This window comes from Aquibacillus salsiterrae (assembly GCF_028416595.1).
Lineage (GTDB): Bacteria > Bacillota > Bacilli > Bacillales > Amphibacillaceae > Aquibacillus_A > Aquibacillus_A salsiterrae.
On the sequence record NZ_JAMQKC010000031.1, the window covers coordinates 1 to 21,812 of the forward strand.

Annotated in this window: 20 protein-coding genes and 1 pseudogene; 3 read left to right on the forward strand and 18 right to left on the reverse strand. The window is 36.4% G+C overall.

Annotated elements, in window-relative coordinates; all coding sequences use genetic code 11:
• Positions 1 to 224 precede the first annotated feature (224 nt).
• The 18 genes and pseudogenes from NC799_RS16900 to NC799_RS16985 all read right to left on the reverse strand — a co-directional run bounded on the left by NC799_RS16900 (position 225) and on the right by NC799_RS16985 (position 18,626).
• Positions 225 to 533 (reverse strand): hypothetical protein, encoded by a 309-nt coding sequence (locus tag NC799_RS16900; RefSeq protein WP_272447604.1) that lies wholly within the window; start codon positions 531 to 533, stop codon positions 225 to 227.
• Between the two features lie 57 nt (positions 534 to 590).
• Positions 591 to 656: pseudogene (locus tag NC799_RS18460) on the reverse strand (IS200/IS605 family transposase); the annotation flags it as partial.
• 4 nt (positions 657 to 660) lie between these two features.
• Positions 661 to 888, reverse strand: a complete 228-nt coding sequence (locus tag NC799_RS16910; RefSeq protein WP_272447605.1) for a transposase — start codon at positions 886 to 888, stop codon at positions 661 to 663.
• An 898-nt stretch (positions 889 to 1,786) separates the two neighbouring features.
• The gene (locus NC799_RS16915) at positions 1,787 to 2,698 is read right to left on the reverse strand and encodes a carbohydrate ABC transporter permease (protein ID WP_272447606.1); all 912 of its coding nucleotides are present in this window, start codon (positions 2,696 to 2,698) and stop codon (positions 1,787 to 1,789) included.
• Between the two features lie 2 nt (positions 2,699 to 2,700).
• Entirely contained in the window at positions 2,701 to 3,591 is an 891-nt protein-coding gene (locus NC799_RS16920) for a carbohydrate ABC transporter permease (protein ID WP_272447607.1), read from the reverse strand.
• 84 nt (positions 3,592 to 3,675) lie between these two features.
• On the reverse strand, positions 3,676 to 4,962 hold the full coding sequence (locus NC799_RS16925; RefSeq protein ID WP_272447608.1) for an ABC transporter substrate-binding protein: 1,287 nt from the start codon (positions 4,960 to 4,962) through the stop codon (positions 3,676 to 3,678).
• A gap of 21 nt (positions 4,963 to 4,983) precedes the next feature.
• Complete coding sequence (melA, locus tag NC799_RS16930) at positions 4,984 to 6,471, reverse strand: alpha-glucosidase/alpha-galactosidase (protein WP_272447609.1); 1,488 nt, start codon at positions 6,469 to 6,471, stop codon at positions 4,984 to 4,986.
• Between the two features lie 105 nt (positions 6,472 to 6,576).
• On the reverse strand, positions 6,577 to 7,422 hold the full coding sequence (locus NC799_RS16935; RefSeq protein ID WP_272447610.1) for an AraC family transcriptional regulator: 846 nt from the start codon (positions 7,420 to 7,422) through the stop codon (positions 6,577 to 6,579).
• Between the two features lie 437 nt (positions 7,423 to 7,859).
• The gene (locus NC799_RS16940; RefSeq protein ID WP_272447612.1) at positions 7,860 to 8,258 is read right to left on the reverse strand and encodes a cupin domain-containing protein; all 399 of its coding nucleotides are present in this window, start codon (positions 8,256 to 8,258) and stop codon (positions 7,860 to 7,862) included.
• Between the two features lie 42 nt (positions 8,259 to 8,300).
• Positions 8,301 to 9,137, reverse strand: coding sequence for a carbohydrate ABC transporter permease (locus NC799_RS16945; RefSeq protein WP_272447613.1), 837 nt, complete (start codon positions 9,135 to 9,137; stop codon positions 8,301 to 8,303).
• A 2-nt stretch (positions 9,138 to 9,139) separates the two neighbouring features.
• Positions 9,140 to 9,910, reverse strand: a complete 771-nt coding sequence (locus NC799_RS16950) for a carbohydrate ABC transporter permease (protein ID WP_272447614.1) — start codon at positions 9,908 to 9,910, stop codon at positions 9,140 to 9,142.
• Positions 9,911 to 10,187: 277 nt separating this feature from the next.
• Positions 10,188 to 11,507, reverse strand: a complete 1,320-nt coding sequence (locus NC799_RS16955) for an ABC transporter substrate-binding protein (RefSeq protein ID WP_272447615.1) — start codon at positions 11,505 to 11,507, stop codon at positions 10,188 to 10,190.
• 234 nt (positions 11,508 to 11,741) lie between these two features.
• Positions 11,742 to 12,692 (reverse strand): transketolase family protein, encoded by a 951-nt coding sequence (locus tag NC799_RS16960; RefSeq protein ID WP_272447616.1) that lies wholly within the window; start codon positions 12,690 to 12,692, stop codon positions 11,742 to 11,744.
• A 39-nt stretch (positions 12,693 to 12,731) separates the two neighbouring features.
• The gene (locus NC799_RS16965) at positions 12,732 to 13,574 is read right to left on the reverse strand and encodes a transketolase (protein ID WP_272447617.1); all 843 of its coding nucleotides are present in this window, start codon (positions 13,572 to 13,574) and stop codon (positions 12,732 to 12,734) included.
• Between the two features lie 92 nt (positions 13,575 to 13,666).
• Positions 13,667 to 14,374, reverse strand: a complete 708-nt coding sequence (locus tag NC799_RS16970) for a FadR/GntR family transcriptional regulator (protein ID WP_272447618.1) — start codon at positions 14,372 to 14,374, stop codon at positions 13,667 to 13,669.
• A 471-nt stretch (positions 14,375 to 14,845) separates the two neighbouring features.
• Positions 14,846 to 16,210 (reverse strand): PTS ascorbate transporter subunit IIC, encoded by a 1,365-nt coding sequence (locus tag NC799_RS16975; protein ID WP_272447619.1) that lies wholly within the window; start codon positions 16,208 to 16,210, stop codon positions 14,846 to 14,848.
• A 3-nt stretch (positions 16,211 to 16,213) separates the two neighbouring features.
• Complete coding sequence (locus NC799_RS16980; RefSeq protein ID WP_272447620.1) at positions 16,214 to 16,486, reverse strand: PTS sugar transporter subunit IIB; 273 nt, start codon at positions 16,484 to 16,486, stop codon at positions 16,214 to 16,216.
• Between the two features lie 13 nt (positions 16,487 to 16,499).
• Positions 16,500 to 18,626, reverse strand: a complete 2,127-nt coding sequence (locus tag NC799_RS16985) for a BglG family transcription antiterminator (RefSeq protein WP_272447621.1) — start codon at positions 18,624 to 18,626, stop codon at positions 16,500 to 16,502.
• A gap of 641 nt (positions 18,627 to 19,267) precedes the next feature.
• Between NC799_RS16985 and NC799_RS16990 the strand changes: the two genes are divergently transcribed.
• The 3 genes from NC799_RS16990 to NC799_RS17000 all read left to right on the forward strand — a co-directional run bounded on the left by NC799_RS16990 (position 19,268) and on the right by NC799_RS17000 (position 21,026).
• On the forward strand, positions 19,268 to 19,504 hold the full coding sequence (locus NC799_RS16990; RefSeq protein WP_272447622.1) for a helix-turn-helix domain-containing protein: 237 nt from the start codon (positions 19,268 to 19,270) through the stop codon (positions 19,502 to 19,504).
• 66 nt (positions 19,505 to 19,570) lie between these two features.
• Positions 19,571 to 20,053 (forward strand): competence protein ComK, encoded by a 483-nt coding sequence (locus NC799_RS16995; protein ID WP_272447623.1) that lies wholly within the window; start codon positions 19,571 to 19,573, stop codon positions 20,051 to 20,053.
• Between the two features lie 52 nt (positions 20,054 to 20,105).
• Positions 20,106 to 21,026 carry a DnaD domain-containing protein gene (locus tag NC799_RS17000; RefSeq protein WP_272447624.1) on the forward strand — a complete coding sequence of 307 codons (921 nt, stop codon included), beginning with the start codon at positions 20,106 to 20,108 and terminating at the stop codon, positions 21,024 to 21,026.
• The last annotated feature ends 786 nt before the right edge of the window (positions 21,027 to 21,812 follow it).

Below are 21,812 nucleotides of genomic sequence, written 5' to 3' on the forward strand. Positions count from 1 at the left end.
ATAAGATTCAACCAGAACGTGCTTTTTATATGATTTATTTGTCGCTTTATTTTTGGTAATCGTTTCCCTTATAAACATAGTTTCATTATACCCGACGGGAAAGTTGAAATCAATTATTTTTAATATTAAATTTATTTTAGGTCACTACATTTGCGTTTTTTAAATTAGAACGTTGTAAAATCAACATTTTCGAGTGCAAAAAAGCAGTTTTTGATCTGTTTTTCTCAAAAACTGCCGAAACTTGGATTAACATCCCGCTCTTTTAAATCTGGAATTGGCAGGATCACCTTATCCCCTTCACTTTCCATTCTCCATACGGCTAATGGTAACTTTTGAGGTAGTTTTAATCCATAGCTAAACCATGAATCTTCAAAGTTTGGTAAGCCTAATGGCCAAAACGGTTTTCCCTTTGCAATATGCTCGCGGATTTTCTTGTAATAAGCAATGCCTTCCTTAACCAATTCATAGCGTTCTCCTGTAATTTCTGCTAAATGACCGCTTTGATGAATCCGTACAAGCATGCTGTTAACCATATTAATGCCAACTGTTGCACAAAAGTAGCCTCTTGCCCACAAGTGTTGGCCCCAGTATTTCTTTTTAAGCTCTGGGAACTAATCTTGGAGTAGTCTTGATGACCGTCCTTTTAGGTACTGCATAATCTTACTTGGCGCAAGGCTTGGTGGACATGATATCAACAAATGAATGTGATCTTTTTCCAACACTTCCTTCTAAAATTGTAAGGCCTCTTGCATTGCATCCTTGCCTTATTAGTTCACGTGTTCTTTTCGCATTTTGCCCTTGTAATATCTTATACCTGTATTCGGTTACCCAGATGATATGATATTTGATATCATGAACTGCATGACTGTTCTTTTTATATCCGTCCATACTTTTTCACCTCATAGCTTCAGTATGGACATAAAAGATAAGGCTAAAAGCGGATACCGTCTAAGACGGTGGAGTTGGACCACGCATTTGGAAATTAAATTTATAAATTGTTACGAGTAGCAATAAATTCTAAAGGATATCTAATAGTTGTCGATAATCCCGTTCTATTATCGAATATGCCCGTATATACAAACTGATGTCCTGTGACTCGGAAATACCTTGGCTTAATAGAATAAATTCCTATAGAGCCTTCTCCAATATTTTTATAATTTTTCACTAAGAACACAGCGGCAATCGTGGTGTCTTCATTTATTAAACGTGCTATATCACCGACGGAGAGGTTCCTATTCCTCAGCTTAGCGTAATTAGGAATTGGAAGTATAGGATGTTAGTACCAATAATTATTATGAATTTACTGATTCTGTTAGAAGAGAAGGAATTAAAGGCTGCTTTAATATGGAAATAACCCTATAGTTTTTAATTAATCGGATGCATGGGGACCAACGAATGACACTTAGTTCTATTCGTAATTCAGATCCTTACCAATCTTTTCGGAATTGCTGCTAATCGAATTGAGATATTTTTAGTTCGTCACCCCTATCAAAAGACAATAGAATAATAGTTACTTTTTAACGAGTTTAATTCAACAGGCATCCAAAAATAAAAACTCAGTACATTCTTTTTAAGTTCGTTCGCTATAAATTACTGCTGAATAATTTATACTATTGAAATAGACATAGCCGCCTTATCCATGATCATAGATGGCGGTTATGTCTGTTTGATTAGAAGATTAGGATACTTTTCATTGTGGATTGGTAGTTCTCACACATGAAAAATATCCAATTTTGTATTTCGACAAGGTGACACCATTGTCCATCTTTTCATTTCCACTTTAATATTAACCCTTGGTAGATCCAGCTGTAAGTCCACTAACTAAGTATTTTTGGATAAATGTAAATACAATTGCTATTGGTACAACAATAAGTACAGCAGCTGCCATTAATCTTCCCCAATCAACAATCCATAGTCCCATAAAATTAAAGACACCAGTAGACAAAGTTCTCATTGTATCATCCGACACAAATGTAAATGTGAGTACAAATTCGCTCCATGCATGCACTAATGCATAAATTCCTGCTGAAACTATTGCGGGTACAGATAATGGTATCATGATTCTAACTATTAAGATAAATTTATTACAGCCGTCTAACATTGCTGATTCTTCAATTTCAATAGGGATTGTATCAAAGAAGCCTTTTAACATCCATGTAATAATCGGAACAGCAAAAACAGTATAGGAGATAATCAACCCTAGGTAGGAATCTAATAAGCTCATATTCATCATTATTCTATATAATGGTATCATCAATAATACAACCGGTACCATCTGAGCAAATAACATGCCTAACCCTAACATCTTTACACCAGGTGCTTTATTTAGTCTACTTAAAGTATAAGCTGCTAAAACACCAATGGCAATGGACAAAAGAACGCTGCCAAATGATACAATCACACTATTCAAAAAATAGGTAGGAAATTGCGTTTCAAAAATAACTGATCTGAAATTTTCTAGGGTGGGACTACTTGTAAATAATTTAGGAGTTGAAGACATTACTTCATCTTTTGGCTTTATTGCAGTTAGGAACGCCCAAACTATTGGAAATAGGCTGTAAATACTAAAAGTTATCAGTAATATATACGTTATTGTATTTAAAATTGTTTTTTTTGTTTTTCTGCCTAAACGGATAGTTTTACTTAATTTAGTTGTATTTCTATTTAATTGTGTTGTTATTTCTTTATTAATTTGCACTACTAACCACCTACTTTCGCTTGCTTATTTTGCAACCAGAAATAAATACTCATCATCACAAGTAAAATAGACATCATCAAAACAGATATTGCTGAAGCTGTTCCATAGTGGTATTTCATAAAGGCTTCCTTATAAGTATTAATAGCTAAAGTTTCAGTTGCATTTAATGGTCCACCTTCAGTTAATATCCATATAAAATCAAAATTATTAAATGTCCATATTAAGTGTAAAACAATTAAAATCATTGAAATTCCCTTTAATTTTGGAAATGTTATATTCCAAAACTTTTGAAAAATATTTGCCCCATCTATTTCGGCGGCTTCTAATTCGTTTTTATTAATTGTTTGTAATACAGCTAAAAATGAAATTGTATAAAATGGAAAACTTCTCCACACGTTAACCCAAATCACTGAAAACATAGCTGTCGATTCACTGCCAAGCCAATTTATACCTTGTTCAATTACCCCTGCATTCATTAGTAATACATTTATAATTCCATAGTCGGGATTTAACATCCATCTCCAAGTCATTCCGGCTACCACTATAGGAACTACCCATGGAATTATCATGATTCCTCTAAAAATTGCTCTACCTTTAATTTGTTGGTTTAATAATATGGCAGTAGTTAGGCCGACTACGTATTCTCCTCCTACAGAACCAAAGGTGTATACAATACTGTTTTTTATTGCTGTCCAAAAAAGAGGGTCTTGAAAAGTACTGATAAAATTATCCAATCCAACAAACTTCTCTTTACCAGGTGTAAGTAAATTGGATTCAAATAAACTATTTATAAAAACATTGATAATAGGTACTAGGAGTAATAAGATTAAAAACAGAATAGCCGGAAGCATAAAAAAATAAGCTATGGCATGCTTTTGTAGAAATTTAGTCATTATATCTACGCTCCTTGATAATATGAATACAATTCAGTTAGTTAATAACTGAATTGTATTCATCAAGATTAATTGAATTATAGGCTATTCACCTAACAAACCATTAGATTCTAATGATTCATTAATTTGTTCAGATAACCAAATTGCAGTTTCCTCTGGTGTAGTATCACCTAATAAAACTTTTTGAATGGACTGTGTCATGGAATCAATAATTCCACCCATTGGAACTGGTGGCCATGTCCTTCCGTTCTTGGCAATTTCTGAAAAAGGCACATTCCATTCTCCCTCGAGTTCCATATCATTTCTAATCGTTCTATTCCCTTTAGCATAATAACTTTGACCTTCTTTTGATCCCATCCAAGTTAAAAATTTAATCGCTTCTTCATTATTTTTTCCGTCCTTAAATAAGAACCATTGTGCAACCTCTAAGAAGGTTGCAGGAGTTTCATTATACGGTGGTACTCCATCAACTCTAACGTCTGCCATGCCTTCTGGCTGCTCGGATTTATATCCTTCTATCCATGGCCCATTTTGAACAATTGCAACATTTCCTTGGGCAAAGTTTTGATCCAGCTCTTGGTACCCCCAGCTAGTCTGATTTTGAGATATTACTCCTTGGTCTAGCATATCTTTGTAAAATTGAAATACCTCAGCTGCTTTAGCTAACTCATCTTCACTATCAGCCCATGTATTTCTATATTTTCCTTCACCTATTTCTTCAACAATGTTTAGATCATTTGACCAAACAAATACGGCTAACTCTTGTGGTGCTCTTGCAGAAGTAGCACTTATTCCAAATGGATTTTCTATTCCTGCATCTTTTAATATTTTGCCTGCTTCTAATAATTCATCCCATGTATTAGGAAGTTCTATTCCTACTTCATTAATAACATTTTCATGATACATTCTTGCACGCGTACCTAAATAGCTTGGAAATGCCGCAATCTTACCATTCATTGATACACTGTTCCAAACTGCCTCAGAGATACCGTCCTTTCCTTCCCAGCTATTAACTACATCGGTAAAATCGTAAAGAATATCCATAGAATTAAAGTCTGCCATCCACTCGCCTAATCCTTGCGCTATATCTGGTGGATTCCCATTTGAAGATGTAGTTGTTAACTTTTGCTTCAACTGTTCATAAGGTAACACTTGTATATCAAAAGTAACATCAGGATTTAACTCCTCATAACGTTCAATGGCGTCGTAATATCCACTACGGTCATTTGCTTTATCAACATTCCACCATACTTCTAGAGTCGTTTTCCCATCTCCATTATTATCAGAACCAGTTTCAGAACTGGCATCCTTTTCCGAACAACCAACAGCAAAAATTGCTATCACTAAAATCATAAGATATTTTTTTATCATTTATTACACCACCTTCTTTTGTTAAAAATCACCTTTATCTGCTTCACTTGCATTCTTCATCGCAAGTTCCCGATTTTTCGCCAATTCTTCAACTGATTTAGTTTCAAGGCGAGCAGCACCTCGGTATTCTTTTGTAGGGATTAAGTAGTCTTTACTTAAATTTAGTTTTGCCTGCTTAATAGCTTCGGTGTACTGTGTTAACCATTCTGCCTGTGCAACTAACATTTCATCAACCATTTGCCAAATTTCTTTCGGATTACAAACAGCTCCAACTAGTGGATCCATCATCATCGCTTGACGAAGTAACTCATCATTACCTTGTACAGCAGCTTCAACCGATAATCGTTGTACCGATATGCTAACATTACATACTGCAGCACACCCAAGTGGTAAATCTCCAACATGTGGCATATTAATCCCGTTTCTATCAACGTATCCAGGTGCTTCTATAATAGCGTCATCTGATAGATTTGATATCACACCATTATTCACAACATTAAAATGTCCACGGTAGACTCTACCGGTTTCTAAGCCTTCTAAAATATAAGAACCATGCTCTTCACCTCGATTTTCATCACTATATTCCCATGCAGGTTCTTTTAGCCAATTTGGAAAATCAGTTTCGAACCAATTTCTACCCTCGGTGCAGACCCGCAAGTATCCACCTGTTTCCCCATTGATCCATTTACTTAAGTCAATCCATTCATTAATCTCTTCAGGGCGCTTACGGTACCATGGTACATATTCACTTAAATGACCATTTGATTCTGTACTAAAGTAGCCAAATCTACGCAGCATATCAATTCTTACTTTTTCTGTTTCACTATACTCAGGATGATTTTCGAAGGCTTCTAACAATCTATCTGTCATATCCTCACCTTTATAACCCACTTTGATATACCAAGTTTGATGATTAATACCTGCACAAACAATATCTATCTCATCTTTTTCTTTACCTAATGCATGAGCAATTTGTTTATGACCATTTTGAACACCATGACACAATCCAATTGTTCGAACTTTTCCGTACTTATTACATGCCCATGTAAGCATAGCCATTGGATTTGCATAATTTAAAAGTAAACAATCCTCCTCAGCAACTTCTCTTATATCTTGGCAAATGTTAAGCATTTCAGCTATTCCACGTTGACCGTACATAATGCCACCAGCGCTTAATGTATCACCAACACATTGATCCACCCCATATCTTAGAGGAATTTCAATATCAGTTTTAAAAGCTCTTAATCCCCCAATACGAACAACATTAAATATATACCTGGCTCCGGATAGAGCTTCTCGCCTGTTAGTAGTTGTTTGTATCTTAATATTCAATCCATTTTCATCAATGTCACGTTGACAAAGTTGAGTAACCATATCAAGATTTTTCTCATTTATATCAGTAAATGCAACTTCTATGTTTCTAAACTCCGGAACTGATAACACATCACGTAATAATCCTCTAGTGAAACCAATACTTCCAGCACCTATAAATGCAACTTTAAAACTCACCCTAGAAACCTCCTTCATATTTGTTAGTACAAATATACTCTACCACCAAATTATTGAAATCGCTTTCAATTTTCTGCACTTATTTTATTAAAAATTTATAATTTTCTAACTACTTATAATGTCATGAAAGTATTTCCTGTAAGCAACAGGAGATAATCCAGTGTGCTTTTTGAAAATACTACTGAAATACTGACTGGAATTAATACCTACATAATTCGCTATGTTAGTAACTGATATATCTGAGTTTTCAAGTAATTCTTTGGCTTTTTCGATTCTTACCTTAGTTATATATTTATTTATTGTCATATCCATTTCTTGCTTAAAGACTCTATGCAAATAGTTAGGATGAAGATGCACTAACTGGGCTAGTTCTTCTACGCCGATATCATAATCATAATTTTCGTGGATATATGAAACCACTTTATCAATTGAGTATTTATTTAATTCACTGGAATGTTCCATTTGCTCTCTTTTATTTTCAGCTATGGATATAAATAATTGGACAAATAAAATATCAATCATCAAATCATTTTTGTTTGTTTTAGCACCTAATTCTAATACTAAAGACTTTAATGTAAAGTAGACCTGGTCCGCATCTCTTAAAACAAAATAAGTTTCATCAGAAAAGAACATTTCCATTAATCTCTCATCACGTTTCATCAAGGTTTGAACATTAGTAATGTGATTCTTATCATCTTTCCATTCAAATTCTATATTTAGCATTTGACACGCATTCTTTTTATTAACGATTAGACGGTGTAGAACATTAGGATTCATAAATATATATTGTCTTTCTTTCAATTCTATAATTTCATCGTCTACTTCTACTGTACATTTGCCCCTAATGACATACATAATCTCAATTGCAATATGTTTATGTTTTTCCATATTAAACTCTTCCCAATTCTTATAATAGTAATATACTGCTTCTGGAAACATATTGAGTTTCACCTAAAACACACCTCTTCCTCATTAAAATTGAAACAAAGACTCTTGAAGTAGTTTTTATATACTATTAGAATTCTAAGAAATATAATACTTTTATTCAGAAAAACTTTAAGAAGAGATGAACAAATAAGGGTCTATAACCCAAGATAGAATCTATTAATGTTAAAGCTAACAATTCTCAAATACTCATCTTTTGGTAGAAAAAACCCCACGGAGTTTACGTATAACGTAAACTCCGTGGGTTCTTTCATTCAACCTTCTCATGCTCATCGAGTTAGATCGCGCTACACACCTGTTCATTCCACAAATGGGCTCCCTGTGAAGTAGATTTATTCATTCTCAACTTTCCATTACTCTGTTAAGCAATTTGCAATACTAGCTATTCAACTTTAACTGATGACTATAGATCTTATTTCCAAGATTAATCTTCCTTACACGCTTCAATTCGCGATTGCTTGAACCTCTTCAATTTGGGTTTCAGATAATTTAAGGATGTCACTATTATCCATACTAGTTGATGAGTCTTCTACTAAAACCATCTTTGTCTCTTTTTGGGTAATCGTGTTATGCCAAAGTCTAGCAGGTATTTGATAAACCTTCATCGGTTCCATTTTCACTGCATTAAACTTCAAACCTTTTTCAGTTTCATTGGCATAGATTAATACACATCCACCTGATAGTAATACGAAAAGCTCATCCGTTTGATTATGTCTTTCTAAACAATTAACACCCGTTATGTCATTTTCTGGCTTCCAATTTTTTATCCCGACTAACCATTTTTCATTCTCGTACACTCTCTCCATACCTTGACTGTTAAATTCATAAGTTTTTATACCCAATAGTTATCCCTCCTATTTTTGTTCCGCAAAATTTGAAGTAAATCACCCCTTGACCGATCCAGAGGTCATTCCTTCAATAAGCTTCTTCTGTGCAAAGAAGAACATGATACATACAGGAATAATTGTAATAATTCCCCCTGCGGTTAATAGATCCCACTGAACACCTAGCTGACCAATTAAATTTTTCAATGCAACAGGTATTGTTCTGCTGTCTTCATTAGTAAACAATACCGCGAACGTGTACTCGTTCCATGATTGAATGAATATATATACACCTGTTGCAATAATTGATGGAGTTAAGACTGGCAGTATTATTCTTATAAAAGCAACAGCTCGATTTGCTCCATCGATCATAGCAGCTTCTTCTAATGAAGAAGGTAAGTCTTTTAAATATCCAGTTAACATCCATACTGAAAAAGGAATTGTAAATGTTGCATATGCAATCACTAACGATAGTGGTGTATATAATAAATTTGCGTTACGCATAATTGAATACAACGGAATTAACAGTAAAACATTTGGAAACATGTTGTTCGTTAAAAATAAACCCATTAAAATTCTTTTCCCTACAAACTCAAACCTAGTAAAAGAGTATGCAGCTAAAGTTGAAACAAATAAAGTAACGAAGGTAGTAATGGTTGCTACCAAGAAGCTATTAAACATTGGTTTCAAAAATTCAAATTCACTAAATAGGCTCCTATATGATTCCATCGTGAAGTTTTGTGGCCAATAAGTAACAGTAGGTCCATACAACTCTAATTCAGGTTTAATCGAAGTAACAAATGTCCAATAAAAAGGGAAAAGCAAAAATAATAGAATGGTTGTAATTGGTACATATAAACTAAAAATCCTTCTCCTTTTTAATTTACTTTTTCTCATGCTTATCCCTCCTTAAAGGACTTTCTTAAATATGGTATTGCTACAATAGATAGTAATAACATTAGAATAATGGCCATTCCTGAAGAATATCCAAGATTTAGAACTGTAGCCTTATTAAAAATGTATACGCTTAACGTTTGTGTCGAATACGATGGTCCTCCTCCAGTCATGTTGTAGATAATATCAACTGAATTGGAGACCCAGATAATCCGCAACAACAACGTAATAAAGATAACGTTCTTTAACGACGGAATCGTAATTCTAAATAACTTTTGCATACGACTGGCACCATCAATATCAGCCGCCTCATACATTTCCTGTGAAATTCCTTGTAGTCCAGCTAATATCATAATTGCAAAAAAAGGAATCCCTTGCCATATAATTGTAACTATTACAGAAGGAAATGCTGTTGATGTCTGGGACAAAAAAGGAATAAACTGATCAATGAAATGAAGCTTATACATTAAATCGTTCAATACACCGTAGTTACCATCATAAATCCATTTCCACATCAACCCAATTAACACACCTGGTGTCGCCCAAGGAATCAAGCTGACGGCACGAACAACTCCTCGACCTCTGAATGGTTGGTTTAACAAAAGCGCTAAAATAAAACCAAAAAAGAATTGAAGGCCAACACCTGCAATTACCCAAATTAATGTATTTTTAACCGCTTGCCAAAATTGCGGATCATTAATAATTGCAATAAAGTTTCCTAGCCCAATAAATCCTATATCATTTGGTCTGCGTAGATCATAGTTCTGGAAACTCATAAGAATTGCTTCTATAACCGGAATAAAAACAACAAACGTAACAATCAGTAATGCCGGAGATACTAGCAAATACGGCCAAAAATTAAATCGCTTCCGCCGTAAGACTTTCTTTTCTATTGGCTTATGAGCATTAGATTGTAGTTTAATAACACGACACCCCTTTCACCAGCAACCATGGCAGAATCATAATCACAAACAGCAAAATAAATGAATCTGCCAAGAGTTGCATTTATTAACAAAAGAATCCGAATTAACCTATAAAGTTACTAAACGTCAACTATTTATAAAGCTCTTCTTGTAAAGTATTCATTGCTTCCTCCGGGGTAATATCACCCATTAAAGATGAAGCTATCGTGTTTGGCCAAATCGTGTTGATCCACTCAGTAGTAGTATCCAGAATTGGTAGAATACCTGCATAGGAAGCACCATCAATCGAAGCTTTCATAAATCTATCATTTTGGAAGTGATCTAATGCTTGAACTTTCTTACTTACAGGAACGTTACCAGTTGCGATGGTCCATTCCTCTTGTCCCTTTCCAGTAGCTAAATAGGATACCCATTCAAAAGCTGCTTCTTTATTTTTACTAGATTCAAAGATAACATTTTCCGTATCCCCCATAGAAGTCCATTGACCCTCACCCGGTGGAAAAGCAAATGCTGATACGTCATCTCCAAAAGTTTCTACCATTTCAGCAGAAGAACCAGTGTGGTGAATAGTCATAGCTGTACGTCCAGACTTAAAGTTAGCAATAATCTCGTTAAATCCGTCTGTAGTTGCTGTAGGCGGTACGTATCCTTGTTCATAAAGATTAACAAAGTCTTTCATCCCTGCAATTGATTCTTCGGTAGTCATATCTTCAAAACTACCTCCACGTCCATGAATAAAGCTTCCCCATGGTTCTTGACCACCTTTAGCCCCTCGCATACCGAATCCATATACATCTGTTCTTCCATCATCATTTCTATCTAGTGTGGTTTTTTCAATAGCTGTTAAAAATTCTTCATAGGTTGTCGGAACTTCTACGTCAGCCTCTTCAAAGATAGAAGGCCGATAGTAAACATATAAGATTTGTGTATTCCACGGCATAACGTAAATATTTTCTGAACCACTTGCTTGTTTCATTACGTTATACAGATTGTCATTGATGTCCCCTTTATCATCCCAATCCGCAATAAAATTGTCTAAATTAGCGAGCAAACCATTAGCAACAAATTGTGGTGTTGAAGTTAGTTTGAAAGAGGATACGTCAGGTCCACCACCGCCCATCGCAGCTGTAAATAACGTTTCACTATATCCTCCACCATCCCACGGATATTCCTCACCAACTACAGTAATACCTTTATCGTTTGTCTCATTAAATTCTTTAATGATTTCTTGCATTTTATTGGAGTACTCCGTATTATCAGCCCAATACCAATAAGTAATGGTTGCCCCATCTTCTCCAGAATCCGCTGTATCAGAGGAATCTGAAGAAGATGGTGTATCCGTTCCAGTATCTGCGTCTCCATCACCAGAATTAGACACCTCTTTCGAACTACAAGCGACTAAACCCACTGACAATATAAGCAAAAGCAATAATCCAAACAACTTTTTCATGACATCAATACTCCCCTTTTTTGAAATTTAATATAGTGAAGAGGGATAATATTCACTATCCCTCTTTCAAACCCACCGACAAGGTAAACGCTTTCAATTATGTCATAAGAGATTGCCAACTTTGAAGTTTTATGATATCGGTATTTTAATATTTAGTATGAGAAAATTGCTCTAAAAGATAAATGATTTGAGAATGAGGTTGAAGCGCTCTCTAGCAATAATGCATGTATGCCTTTATACGTTTACTTTCTTTCTAGACATAGCTCTTTTAGCTGCTTCTACGATGTTTTCTGAGGTAAGTCCATATTTCTTAAGAAGTTCTTCTGGAGGACCAGACTCGCCAAATGTGTCTTTTGTACCAACTCTTACTAATGGTACTGGACAATTTTCAGATACTACCTCTGCTACAGCCCCACCAAGTCCACCTATGATAGAATGCTCTTCAGCAGTAACGATACATCCTGTTTCTTCTGCTTGCTTAATAATCATTTCTTCATCAATTGGTTTGATTGTATGCATATCTACAACAGCTGCATTTATTCCTTCCTGAGCAAGCATTTCACTTGCAACAATGGCCTTTTCAACCATAATTCCACAAGCAATTAGTGTTACATCTTTTCCATCACTAACTTTTCGGGCCTTGCCAATTTTATATTTCCCGTATCCCTTTGTCACGGTTGGAACTGGGGTTCTTCCTAATCTAAGATAGACAGGACCATCCAATTCCGCACTGGCCCTAGTTGCTTCATAGGCTTCATTGGCATCTGCTGGAACTATGACAGTCATTTCTGGCATAGCCCGCATGGAAGCAATATCCTCTAGCGCCTGATGTGTAGCACCATCTTCTCCTGTAGTTAAGCCAGCATGACTAACCGCAATTTTCACATTAGCTTGGTTATAGCAAGCAGCTAGGCGAATTTGTTCATTTGCGCGGTTTGCTGCAAATACAGCATACGTGGTAGCAAAAGGTATATAGCCAGAGAGCGCTAAACCCGCTGCTGTTCCAATCATGTCTTGCTCTGCAATCCCAATTTGGAAATATCGTTCCGGAAACTTTTCTGCAAAAAAGTGTACCTTTACTGATTCCGCTAAGTCAGCACACAAGGCGACTATTTTTTCGTTTTCACTACCCATTTCTAGTAAGGCTTGACCAAAGCCTTCACGTCCACTTAATATTTTCCCCATAATAAATTCCTCCTCTTCATTAAATATGACAGTATGACCTTATTGGAAAATTAAATCTTCACCAAATCTACTTGGACCAATCTCATCAAGTGCTTGCTTTGCCTCATCACTAGATGGTGCTTTACCGTGCCAAATCGGCTCATGTTCCATGTACGATACACCTTTTCCAATAACTGTTTTTGCTACAATGGCCGTCGGAGCCCCTCTGTGATTTTCAAACGAATCAAAAGCATCTTTAATTTCTCTAACATTGTGACCATCGATTTCAATCGTGTTCCAACCAAATGCACTAAACTTCTCAGCTATAGGTTCAATGTTCATAACATCTTTCACATGACCGTCGATTTGAATATCATTCCAATTAATAATTAGAGCTAGATTATCCAAATTATAATGGGAGGATGTCATTGCAGCTTCCCAAATTTGCCCCTCTTGAATTTCCCCATCACCAACTAGGCAATAAACTTTAGCATCACTATTTCTTAAGCGATTAGATAGTGCCATTCCATTAGCGATTGAAAGTCCTTGCCCTAGTGGACCAGAGGATGTTTCTAAACCTGGTAAATCGTGTTTTGAAGGATGGCCTTGCAATCTTGAATCTATCTTTCTAAAAGTTTGCAACTCACTAAGTTCAAAATAACCACTTCTTGCCATCGCTGAATACAACGCCGTACAAAGATGACCATTACTTAATACGAATCGATCTCTATCTTCCCAGTTAGGATTGCTAGGGTCATGTCTCAAACGACTAAAATATAATTCAGCAATAATGTCTGCCGCTCCTATTGCTCCACCAGGATGCCCAGTATTAGCAGAAGTTAACTGAATAATATCCCTTTTAATACGAGTTGAAATTTCTTTAATTTCATCAATACTTGCCATAAATGATTCCCTCCATTGTATAAATTAACAGCATTTGCTGTTGACACTAGTAAAAGTAAATACATTGACAAAATTCGACTTTATTTAGTAAATTAAGTTTCCTCCCTCAAACTTGCTCTCAACTGATTTTCGACATAAACTTTGAGCCTGGAACGAACATCTGTAAATTGCATTTCTAACATCCTTTCTGCCTCTTCATAGTCTTGTATCAAGATAGCTTGGAAAAGGTCTTGGTGAAGTTCTGCACCCTGGATAAGATCATCTGACCTTTGTAATTCACTAGTCTCCTCCAATAAATTCCAGAAGGCACTTAACAATTGATCTAGGATTAAATTATCAATTCTAGAGTATAGGATACGGTGAAATTTATGGTCTTCTTCTGTAAACACATCATTTCTCTTTGCTTTGGCAATCATTCTACTGACTAAATCTCTCATTATCTCTAGATCCTCTAAAGTCAATGATTCAATAGCTACGGGTAAAAAACCCCTTTCCAATACATAACGAACATTTAATAGTTCTAATAAAGACTCCGGGCGAGCGCGAAGTAGAATATTCCATCCACCACTTATTGAATTACTAATATCTGGAAGTTTAACCTCTCGACCTTTCCCTTTCGTCGCTACAATAATACCAGATTCCTCAAATCCAACCAGTAGTTCTCTTAATCCTGATCTACTTACCCCTAATCGTTCTACTAATTCTTTCTCAGAAGGCAATTTTCGCCCAATTGATAAGCAATCTACAACTATTTCAATAATTTGATTTTTCAAATCTCTCTTATCCGGAAATTCGGTCATGATGTGGTACCTCCAATAATGTAACCGCTTTATTATACTTGTTATACAAATAATACACCTGTCGGACATGTGTGTCAATATGTCAGACAAAAAATTTGAAATTATATTTGGGTAGCCTCTTTCAACGAAAATATTTTTGCACAATTTAGAAATTTTAATAAAACTTGATTTTATGTTAGAAAACACTTGTCTATAGGGGTTGGATTTTAAGTTGGTAAATTGTTCTGCCCTAGCAAGTTCTATGGGGCATGTACCGTCTTGTTCGCAGTAGGTGGTCCTCTATTTAATATTAACAGCCTATCCCATAGGCATTTTTCCAATATATATATATTTTATAAAGTTAAACCGTCCTTTCACCGTGGTGTCATTTCGTCCATGTTTAGGACCTAGTAAAGTTTAATAACACACCAATACAAACAAGGCATCTACCACTTCCCCAGTAGTAGATGCCTTGCTTCAATAATCTTTAGGTTATGCTGCTTTTTCTTTTTTGATGGTTCTTTTGTTTTTAACGAAGCCAGTTCCAAAGATTCCAGCTAAGATAATGATAATAACAGAGATGAACGCTGCAGGAGATGAGAAAGTTTTAACAATACCACCCAGTAGAATGCCAACTACACCGAAGTCCGCATCTCCAAAAGTGGTTCCCTCGAATCCAAGAATACCAAGAACCGGTAAAAGTAAAGCTGGCAAGAAGCTAATCAGAAAACCATTGGCCATAGATCCAAAAATAGCTCCTCTTCTACCACCTGTTGCGTTTCCGAATACCCCGGCTGCTGCGCCTGTGAAAAAGTGAGGGACAAGTCCTGGCACGATGACACTTAATCCAATCAATGGAAGGATGAACATGCTGATTAAACCAGCAATAAAACTAAACAAGAATCCGATAATAACAGCATTATTAGCAAATGGGAAAACAGCTGGAACATCTAACGCTGGAATAGCATTAGGCACAACTTTATCTGCAATACCCTTAAAAGCTGGTACAATCTCAGCTAACAACATACGAACACCGGCTAGGATGATATATACACCAGCAGCAAAGGTTAAACCTTGTAAGAAAGAAAACACCAAGAAGTTTGTTCCTCCGCTTAATTCCGTTTCTATAAATGCGGGCCCTGAGAATGATGCTACGAGGAAGAAAAGAATAAACATAGTTAACGATACAGCAACGGAAGTGTCCCGTAAAAAACCTAAAGATTTAGGAACTTTTAGTTCTTCTGTTGATTTAGAATTTTTCCCAACTTTTGATCCAACAAAAGCAGAAACAAAGTAACCGATTGAACCAAAGTGACCAACTGTAAAGTCATCTGTTCCTGTTACTTTACGTGTATACGGTGTAATTAGAGCTGGCATTAGAACCATGAGAGATCCTAATATAATAGAGCCGATAAACACAAGCGATACACCAGATAATCCCCCAGTCATTAAAATAACCGCAATCAAACATGCCATGAACATCGTGTGGTGTCCAGTAAGGAAGATATATTTAAATGGAGTCAAACGGGCTAAAAGAATGTTAACTAACATACCAAATAACATAATCATTGCTGTTTCTGTACCGAATGTATCCTGGGCCAACGCTACGATAGCTTCATTGTTTGGAATAACTCCCTGAATATTAAATGCATCTTCAAACATAGCTGAAAAGTTACCGAGAGAGTCAACGATTACATTAGCTCCAGCACCTAATATAACAAACCCCATAACAGTTTTTAATGTACCTGAAACAACATTTGTAATGGCTGAACGTTGTAAAATTAATCCTAAAAGTGCGAACAAACCAACTAAAATGGCAGGAGTACCCAGTATGTCATTCATCATTAAATCAATCATAAATTAAACCTCCTTTAGATTGCTTTCTAATGCTTCACGAAGTTCCTTTTTATCCATAATGTTATTTAATTTAATAAGTTTCCGTTTTCCATCTTCTATATTTTCAATCAAATCAGCTGCACCCAAGTAGTAATCAGCATTTTCTGATTTACTTGTAGTTAAGTCGGTATGAGTAACCTCAGCCTCAATACCTAGCTCTTTTAAAATCGTTTTTACATTCATCTCAACAATAAAGCTACTGCCTAATCCGTTTCCACAAACAACCAATATTTTCATATCGTAAATCCTCCTACATAGCAGAATATTTGTTAATACATTTCATGATATCTTCCTTATTATTCGAATTAATCAAATTTTCCAGAACGCCCTCGTCAGAAAACATGGTGGACAATTGGGACAACGCCTTTAAATGCTTTTCATTGTCTTCAGCTGCGAGGACAACAATCAACCTTGCTCGATGCTTTTCATTTTCTGAAAAATAAACACTTTCTTCTAGTCGTAGAAGACTCATTCCTATCTTTTGGACGCCACATTCTGGCCGTGCATGAGGTAAGGCAATATCTGGAGCAATAACAACGTAAGGTCCCAATTCCTCTACATTAGCAATCATCGCATCCACGTACTCCTCAGTAATGCTTCCATTCATAAGTAATGGTTCAGAGGCAAGTCTAATTGCTTCCTTCCAATTGTCTACTTTTGATTGATTTTGAATCGTTTCCTTCGTAAGTAATTCATTTAACACAGGTCTTTCCTCCCTGATCTCAGTTGTACTATCGTCCAGCGTTAATAATGAAGACAGTTCCTGGATAAGTTCTTTTTCATGTATGACAGAAGTATATTTTCTTACGATATTCATGATAGCCTGAAGGGTAGGAGTTGCCATTTGCTGATCTTTAGAGAATTCACTCAAGTTATTAACAAATGATAACACTGCTTCTTTGTCTAGATCTGTCAGGATAGGATTGACAATGAGTACAGGATGCCTTTTTTTGTTGACAGAGGATGTGGCAAATACTAAGTCAACCTCATACTCTTTACTTTCATACTGTCTTCGAGAAACACAACCAGTAATGTCAACAGCAGCAACAAGTTTTTCCAACTGCCCCCACAATATATTAGAGGTACCTATTCCATTCTCACAAACAATGAGTGCCTTTTTCCTTTGAACCGGCTTCTTCCCTTCCCGTTGAAGCCAACCACCCAAATGCATAGCGATATATGCTACTTCAGAATCGTTTATGGGAGCACCAAGTAATTCCTCGAATCTACCAATTGATTTCTTGGTAAGCTTAAAAATTTCAGGGAACTCCCTTTGTACACTTTCCGAGTTTCCATCTCTTAAGCTCACGTTATACTTCACGCGATAATACGCTGGTTTTAGATGCTTGAACAAAGAGACTTCTAGTTGCTCAACTTCTTGGAAAAGAACGCAGGCATAATTTTGAAAATCCTGAACTATCCCTTTAACCGTCAAGTAAAGTCTCTTCATTTCTTGACTTTGATTATGCTCTAGTTCAAAATAATTCACCTTCGACCCTAACAGATTCATCGTGATGAATCCTATTTCGTTGCTAGGAATTTGAAGGTTATATGCCCTCTGAAGCTTCTTGGCAATATTCTTGGCCGCTTGGTATTCCTTAGTAGATCTTAATACTACCTGTTGATCAGCATCCACTTGAATTCTATGTCCGAGCTTCAGCCTTTTAACAATGACTAACAATTTCAACGCAAGAAGATGAACCATTTCATCCGTCAACTCAATAGATAGCTCTTTTTCACACTCTTCAGTAATTATCATCATTCTGTTTATATGATGAGAGAAATCTTTCATTTCCAAATCATTCTCATGAAAAAGTAGCTGAATCTGCTTATCTATTAAGATATTCCATTCTTTTTTCGTAGTCATTATCTCTGTCAGATAGTTGACCAACAGCTTCCTCTTATTCTCTTCTTTCCCATTCACCTTATAGCCCGTATACCGAAGAAAATTCACCTTTAAATTTTCATTTAAAAAAAACTGTTTGATTTGCTTTAAATCATTTGAAACCGTTGCTCTGCTCACCATAGTCAATTCCATCAAATCTTCCATAAATACATCACTTTCACTGGTCAACAGTTTGAATGCTATTAAAATAATTCGCTCTTCTTGACTATAAATATACTGAAAATTACTGATTTTACCTATTAATCTGGAAGCAACTTTTCTAGACTCTTCTTCTAGAAAATAACCCTTCCCATATTTTCGTTTGACTGGATCCAACTTATATTCATCCAGCCAAGTGTTAATTTTTTGAACGTCATAATAGACTGTCCGTTTTGAAACACGTAATTGGCTCGTCAGCCTATCAATAGATACATACGTATCCGCATTAAGAAGCATCGTTATGATTTGTGTACACCTTTCATCTAACGTCATAGGACCAAACCCCTGCACTTGTGCAATTTGAGACTACAAAAATAGTTAATTAACTAATTATCCATATTATAAAGTTTTTATCCGACCAATGTAAATGCTTACAAAATCTTAATTTTGTGAAAACAAATTGTGCAAAATTATACTGTATTTAGGTGATATTTATAATGGCCATAATTCAGAATTAATTATCCTCATCGATTTATTTGTCATTCACACACAGTAAAATAGTTTTATTTCCATAACCTACTCTGTGTGAAATTAATGTTTCCCTACTTAAGAAAGTATCAATGATGAAAAAAATAGCATTTCCTGGTTTGGCATTTTTCAATTTTGGTACTTAGCTACCACGACTTCCTCCAGGACGTTTGGTTCCTCACTTTGTATCGGTAATCCATCCTTTACTATTAGCGAAAAATCCTACAGGATTTACGAGTTGCCATAATAACTCAATGTATAACGTGCCATTTTCATTATTCGTAACCTAAACAATTTTCTCCAATTATTTCATTTCCCACAACAAAAACTAACAATAAACCCCCAAATCTTTTTCCACTATACTCTAAATTCAACAAATCACGTCGCCCGCGACGTGGTGCTCCTACCTCTTCAATTTGATAATAGTGGAAGAGAGGGAGATTCACTTGGACAAGGCTAATTCCAATTATGATCATTACGGTAAAAGAATAAGGAAAGCTAGATTAGAACGTGGCTATACATTGGAAGAATTCGCTTTCACCGCTGGCGTTGGCCAAAGAACGCTCGAGCGAATTGAAAATGGAGAATCCGATCCAAAGTTTACTACGATTGAAAAAATTATAGAAACGTTGGATGTAAGCTATGATTCTATTTTTCAAAAAAACAAGAACAAGAACAATTAGCTAGATTAGCCTTCGCATACTCTTCCCATACCTCTCAAACTCAAATCCACACAAAGGAGCCCCGACATGACCACCGAAATCCTCACCAATTACACCGTGAGCACATCCACCATGGCGATTCTTGCTGCTGCCAACATGGACTACCACTCGATTGTCCTCGAAATCAGGGAAAAGCTATACGTCAAAAAGACACCTCTGCAGCTAATCAAGCAGGCTTGTCTCGATGGCTACTCTACCTATGAAGGAAGGCGCATTGCGATGATGTATAACACATCTTCGCGAAAAAAAGTACCGATTCCAATCAATCCCGAATTACAGATCTTTGCCTTCCCAACGATGTCACCTAGCCAATTTGAGTGCCATTGGATCTTCTACAGCCATGTTCATTGCATCAAGCCTACGACACAGCAACTATCCCAATCGATTATCACGTTTAAAAATGAGGAACAGCTTGCCTTGAAAGAATCCTATTATGTAATGGAAAAACAAATGTATCGAACGGCCACCTGCATGCTTGCATTCACCCATCAAACCAAACAAACTAGCTAGAACAAAACCACCCAGCAATCCACCCGACTCAAAATCGAAAGGAAAATATCCAATGAACTACATCAAACAACTCAACGCCTTTTATAATCAACTTGACTTCAATCCGCTTTCTAATAACGCTATCCTGCTATGGCATTCCCTGATGCAAATCAACAACAAAACCGGTTGGAAGCAAGAATTCACCGTTGCTGCCAAGGTAATTACGGCCAAAATCCAGTTGAACGAAAGTGCTTTTAAGCGGGCACGTACGGAATTGCAGGAAAAGGGGTATATCCATTGCCAATCACGTAGTGGCAATCTTGCACCCGTTTATCAAATAATCTGTTTAACGATTGAACATGATTGCACTTCTACTTTAACCATCAGTGACGATCTATATCCAGTAACTGAAACGAACAATCACATGCAGCAACAAATACCAAACGCTACGTCCAGTCCATTTGTGAGTGTCAATGCGGAGGGCAATGTAACCGGCGAATCGAACGACAAACTGAACAACAAACCGACCGTATTAACTAAACAAGATATAAAAGAAATAAAGACCAAACAAAGCCATGAAACAATAACTACCCAAGCCGAGTCTTTCTATGAACAAAACATCGGGAAAGTCACGCCATTCATCCAAGGTCTATTATCAAATTGGACTTCAACCTTAAATGAACCACTTGTTATCGAAGCTATGAAACAATCGGTGGAACGAAATCATGCCAACTGGAAGTATATAGAAAGCATTTTAAAAGCGTGGCGAAACAAAAACCTTGCGACGTTAGAACAGGTGGAGTCGGACCAACAGGCTTTTAAACAACAACGTCAGGCACAGTTCCCAAGCAAGAATTACCCGAAGCAAGAGGTTATCCCTGACTGGTTTCATAACCGGAACAAAAAAGTCGATGCACCTGCACACAAGACTAACGAACCAATTGATATTGAAAAGCGTTTGAGAGAATACACGAACAGTAAAGGCATTGGTTGAATACTGAGCCATCACCTACAAATAAACCAGACCCATCCGCCACACATGGAAAACAGATCTCTTTATCAACGGATAGGGTCTGACCATTAATCTAGGGCTTAGCGCTTAGTGGTAATTCCCTTGGCGGACACCCGTAAAAAACGGAGGCACGAACATAATTGTCCCCCTCTTCATACTAAACCAAATCCACACCTGTCCTCTGTTCGTGGAAAAACACCCTTTTTGTCTTTTTGTGGTGCCTGACACCAAGTACCTGTTGATTTGTGTTGATTTGAAACTGGTGGCATGTAGAGAAAACCCTAATTTAGGGCTCTCTTCAAGTGTCCATGGCTAAAAGACAAAACATCGTTTTGTCTTTTTTAGGTACCTGGTACCGATTCTAATGGCAAGCAGCTCCGCTGTAGCTATGCTCTCGGCTCCGTGAAGGCGGTTCTATTTATCCGTGATAAGTGCTCATTTTGTCCGAGAAAGTGGTTCTCACTAAACGAAATATTCACGATTCCCCATCCTCTACACATGGAAAATAAATTTCTTTATCCAAGGATAGGTTCTGACCATTGCTTAAATCTGGGGGTTAGCGCTTTGTGGTAAATTCCTTGGCGGACACTCGGAAAAAACGGAGTCACTAATTATAAATATCGTCCCCCTCTTTATACTAACCCAAGTTTCGGCAAAAATGCTTAGAAATCCCATCACACCGGGATTTCTATTTTTCATTTGGTCACTACAACCTTTTTCCGACAATTCTGTATTCTCTTTTCAACGGATCCTTTACCCCTAATTTTT